4 protein-coding genes and 1 pseudogene are annotated in these 3,736 nt (G+C 35.6%); 1 reads left to right on the forward strand and 4 read right to left on the reverse strand.

All coding sequences use genetic code 11. The features are described 5' to 3' along the window. The 3 genes and pseudogenes from QZ276_RS02070 to QZ276_RS02075 form a co-directional block, all read right to left on the reverse strand. Positions 1–341, reverse strand: a pseudogene (locus QZ276_RS02070) (sodium:solute symporter family protein); the annotation flags it as partial. A 22-nt stretch (positions 342–363) separates the two neighbouring features. Then, positions 364–474 (reverse strand): symporter small accessory protein, encoded by a 111-nt coding sequence (locus QZ276_RS11445; protein WP_342765693.1) that lies wholly within the window; start codon positions 472–474, stop codon positions 364–366. Between the two features lie 278 nt (positions 475–752). Next, positions 753–1,616: a class I SAM-dependent methyltransferase gene (locus tag QZ276_RS02075; RefSeq protein ID WP_292484841.1), complete on the reverse strand. Its 864-nt coding sequence runs from the start codon at positions 1,614–1,616 to the stop codon at positions 753–755. A gap of 198 nt (positions 1,617–1,814) precedes the next feature. On the opposite strand from QZ276_RS02075, the gene QZ276_RS02080 reads away from it, so the two are divergent. Continuing rightward, on the forward strand, positions 1,815–2,438 hold the full coding sequence (locus QZ276_RS02080) for a metallophosphoesterase (protein WP_292484842.1): 624 nt from the start codon (positions 1,815–1,817) through the stop codon (positions 2,436–2,438). Between the two features lie 34 nt (positions 2,439–2,472). On the opposite strand, the gene QZ276_RS02085 is transcribed toward QZ276_RS02080, so the two are convergent. Continuing rightward, complete coding sequence (locus QZ276_RS02085) at positions 2,473–3,717, reverse strand: transposase (RefSeq protein ID WP_292484843.1); 1,245 nt, start codon at positions 3,715–3,717, stop codon at positions 2,473–2,475. Positions 3,718–3,736: the final 19 nt, after the last annotated feature.

Raw genomic sequence — 3,736 nt, forward strand, 5'->3', positions numbered from 1 at the left:
AACTCAGGAAATGTTACAGCATCTAAATTAACACCCATCTTGCGGGTGCGTGAACCAAACACAACAAATGCGATAAATATTCCAAAAACAATATTCATAAAAGTAAGCCACAAAAGACCCATCCCATAAGCACCGGCTGCTCCACCGAACCCTACTATAGCGGATGTGCTTATAAATGTGGCTCCATAGGAAAGCGCAAGAATATATGGGCTTATTTTTCGACCAGCCACCATATAATCTTCAGTTTCGTTCGTCCGTCTGTATCCCAGCAATCCCAGATAAAATATTACTATCAGATAAATCAGTACAACTACTGCCAGAACAGGGGTACTTACAGCCATTTTTAAACTCCTTTAACTACTATTAATCTTCCTCTTTATTCCAATTAAGAATACCGTAGATTACACATCCAATAGCACTCAGAAATGAAAGAATATAAGCCAACAATATATAAGGGTCTTCAATCCCCAGCATAGTCCTTGCTCCTTTTTTCTATTAATGATTGGTTTGTGATAGCATGTAACACGCATTCATTAATCTTTCGAATATATAAAACTTGAATAACACGAATTTATCCAATAGTATTACCAAAACCTATTTAGATAAGGTATTTCTTTATCATTATTATAGTGTTATTTACTGTAACAAAAGTAACACTTAAACCAAATACCCAGTTACTTATTTTTACAAAAATAATTCTTCTGGAGTAGAAAAATCAGCCATAAAGGACGCAATTATGGTTTGCGTCCTATCTATTTTAACGTTGCATAGGATACAAGTGCATTGCCTATCTTTTCAAAATTGACTGAAAATCCCGCTTGTTCAAAATAATTCTTCCAATCTTTTTCGGTTATTTCAGGACCATGATGGTGTTCCAGTGGATCTGCAGTAATAAGTTCTCCCCCTCTATTCAAGACCCTTTTGATTTCTTCAAGTCCTGCTGGTATATCATCTAAATGATGCAGCATAAAAAAGCATGTAACAGTATCCATGGATTCGTTCTTAAAGGGTAGCTCATAGATGTCTCCCATTTTAAAACCCACGTTTGAAACACTCAGTACCTGAGCATTCATTTCACACTGGGATATCAAATTATCATATATTTCTATTCCATAAACACTGGAATCCGGGTTTCGTTCTGATATATCCAGTGTTATAGAACCTACACCACACCCTATATCCAGTATAGATTCACCATCGATTTTTGGTAACACCTGTGCAAGAACCTTTGTTCTCAATTCTTTCATTGCCGGATGAGGATAGGTAGCATTCAACGAATCAAACGATGTATACGGTAGTATATCATAAATTCTTGAACCATTTTCTGCAAATAATCCTTTAACATATACTCCTTTATTATCGGATTTCAAAAATTCTACAACAGAGACGCCAACGTTCCCGGTAAATCTCAAATTCCATTCCTCCTGTTTTTCTGAAAATTTGAAATCAAAGGAGTCATGAACTACTATATAATGAGAATACCTATTATCAAATTTAGATTGAAAGTCAGTATTATCTGATTCTATTTTGCTGATACTATCTTTCCACAGTGTAAGAATTTGCAGGGATTTTTCATCTGCGTAATTAAAAACTGTACCTATTGGATTGAATGACATATTTTATACATAGAACCAGTGTTATAAATAACTTGCAATTAACAGAGTTAACCTGCAAAATTCTAAATTCTGACAGCTTCAATAGATTAATTAATAAATACGTTTGCTGTATTAAATTAATACAAAACGAAAAGCTTATACATATTTATTTCAAACTATATTGAAATAAAGTCGCAAAATTTTCAGGTATAGATACCCATGAAACTGCTGATAATCTCTGATATCCATGCAAATAAAGAAGCTTTTAATACTGTTTTAAGTATACCACATGACGAAATAATCTGTCTGGGTGACCTTGTGGATTATGGACCCTCTCCACATGAATGTATAGAACTAACCAGACAGAATAACATAGAGACTGTTAAAGGAAACCATGACAATGCTGTAGCATCTGGTATAGATTGTGGATGTGGATATGACTATAAACATCTCTCAATCGCAACCCGTGAATATACATGGAGTCAGCTTGACAAAAAAGATATTAATTTTCTTAAAAAACTTCCTGATAAAACCGTTAAAAACATCGATGGTTTGAAACTGTATTTTTCGCATGGTAGCCCAAGGTCAATGTATGAGTATATAAAACCTGAAACACCCAAAAAACAAATTAGAGAAATGATAATGGATTTAAATGCTGATTTTATCTTTGTAGGTCACTCACATATACCTCTGATTGAAAATATTGATAAAAAAACAATAATTAATCCGGGTGCAGTAGGACAACCAAGAGATGGTAACAGCCGTGCATCCTGTGCATTATTTAACACCATATCACAGAAGGTGGAAGTTATCAGATGCGAATATGATGTGAACTACCGCTGAGCTAAAGACTCAGCGGCTTCGGAAGAAGTTTGCTTTACTGACGTATGTTGCCGAAAAACCTTATTCTTCCAGGGGAGTTCACATCCTCACTATCGATTATCCCAGCGAGGGAATCACCGAGTACCTTTCTCAAGATGTTCAATGCACCGTTGATATCGGCATTGATCAGTCTACCTGTAGATGACTGGAAGATTCCACGTTTCGATCTCTTACCAAGATACTTATTATGTTTTCTAATGGGTTCCAGAGCAAGTGCATCAGTCTTGCTGGTATATGCCTCATTTACTTCGTGATACTTGATACCGTGGTATTCGCATTTAGAAGCTAATTTCTGTTTAAATCTAGAAAACGGTATCTTCTGGAAGTTCTGGGTGTTTTCTTTACCGATGTTTTGTTCTTGTTTGATTTCTTTCATTTCTCCAATCACAATATTGCCGATTTGATTTTCCAGACAGTGTTTCACTATATGGTTAACACACTGGTTCATGAAATCGTTTATCTTCCAGAACCTTTTATTAGAGAATCTATCCATTTTGATTCCATTATCTACATTCTGTTTATCGTAGACTGACTGCAACCTGCTCTTCTCCTTGTTCCACCAGCGGTTGTAAGATTTGATTCCCCTGCCGTCTAATATGAAGGCAGTCCCACTGGTCGTTACGCAGGTTGCAAAATTGTCTACTCCAAGGTCTATCGATAAATGGCTATTGTAATCCAGTTCAGCTATCTCTCCATCTTCGTGATAGACAAATTCTATTTCGAACCATCTACCTTTGTATTTCGGTATTATCCTAACCTGATTGATGTATTGACCTATTATATTGTCAGGTATCCTGAAATACAGGTACTTGGTTCCATAAGTTTTGTAATAATCTAAACCCAAAGATAATCTGATTTTATCGTCGATAACCTTCAGTTGATCTTTCTTGAAAGTACATATGAAATTACTGTCTTTATCCAGATACTTTGGGAGAGAAACTGGTTTCTCATATTCTCCTTTCTTTTTTTTATCCAGAAGTTTGAAGAACGATTTCATACTACCATCTACAGTTTCCACAGTATTCTGGGCAACCTGAGATGGCATCAATTTGTAATTCTCGTTCTCTTTAACCGTGTGATAAGCAGATTTCCAGTTCAGATACTTTCCATTATTGAAGAAATACTGCCTGATGGTGTACAATGTATAATTGTACAGGTTCTTGGACAGTTTGGTCAACCTCTTCAAAGTTTCATAGGTCTGCTTATCAGCACGGAGATGATTCTTCTGGGTCAGATACATACATTATACAATCGTTTAG

The organism is Methanohalobium sp. (assembly GCF_018609725.1).
Classification (GTDB): Archaea; Halobacteriota; Methanosarcinia; order Methanosarcinales; family Methanosarcinaceae; genus Methanohalobium.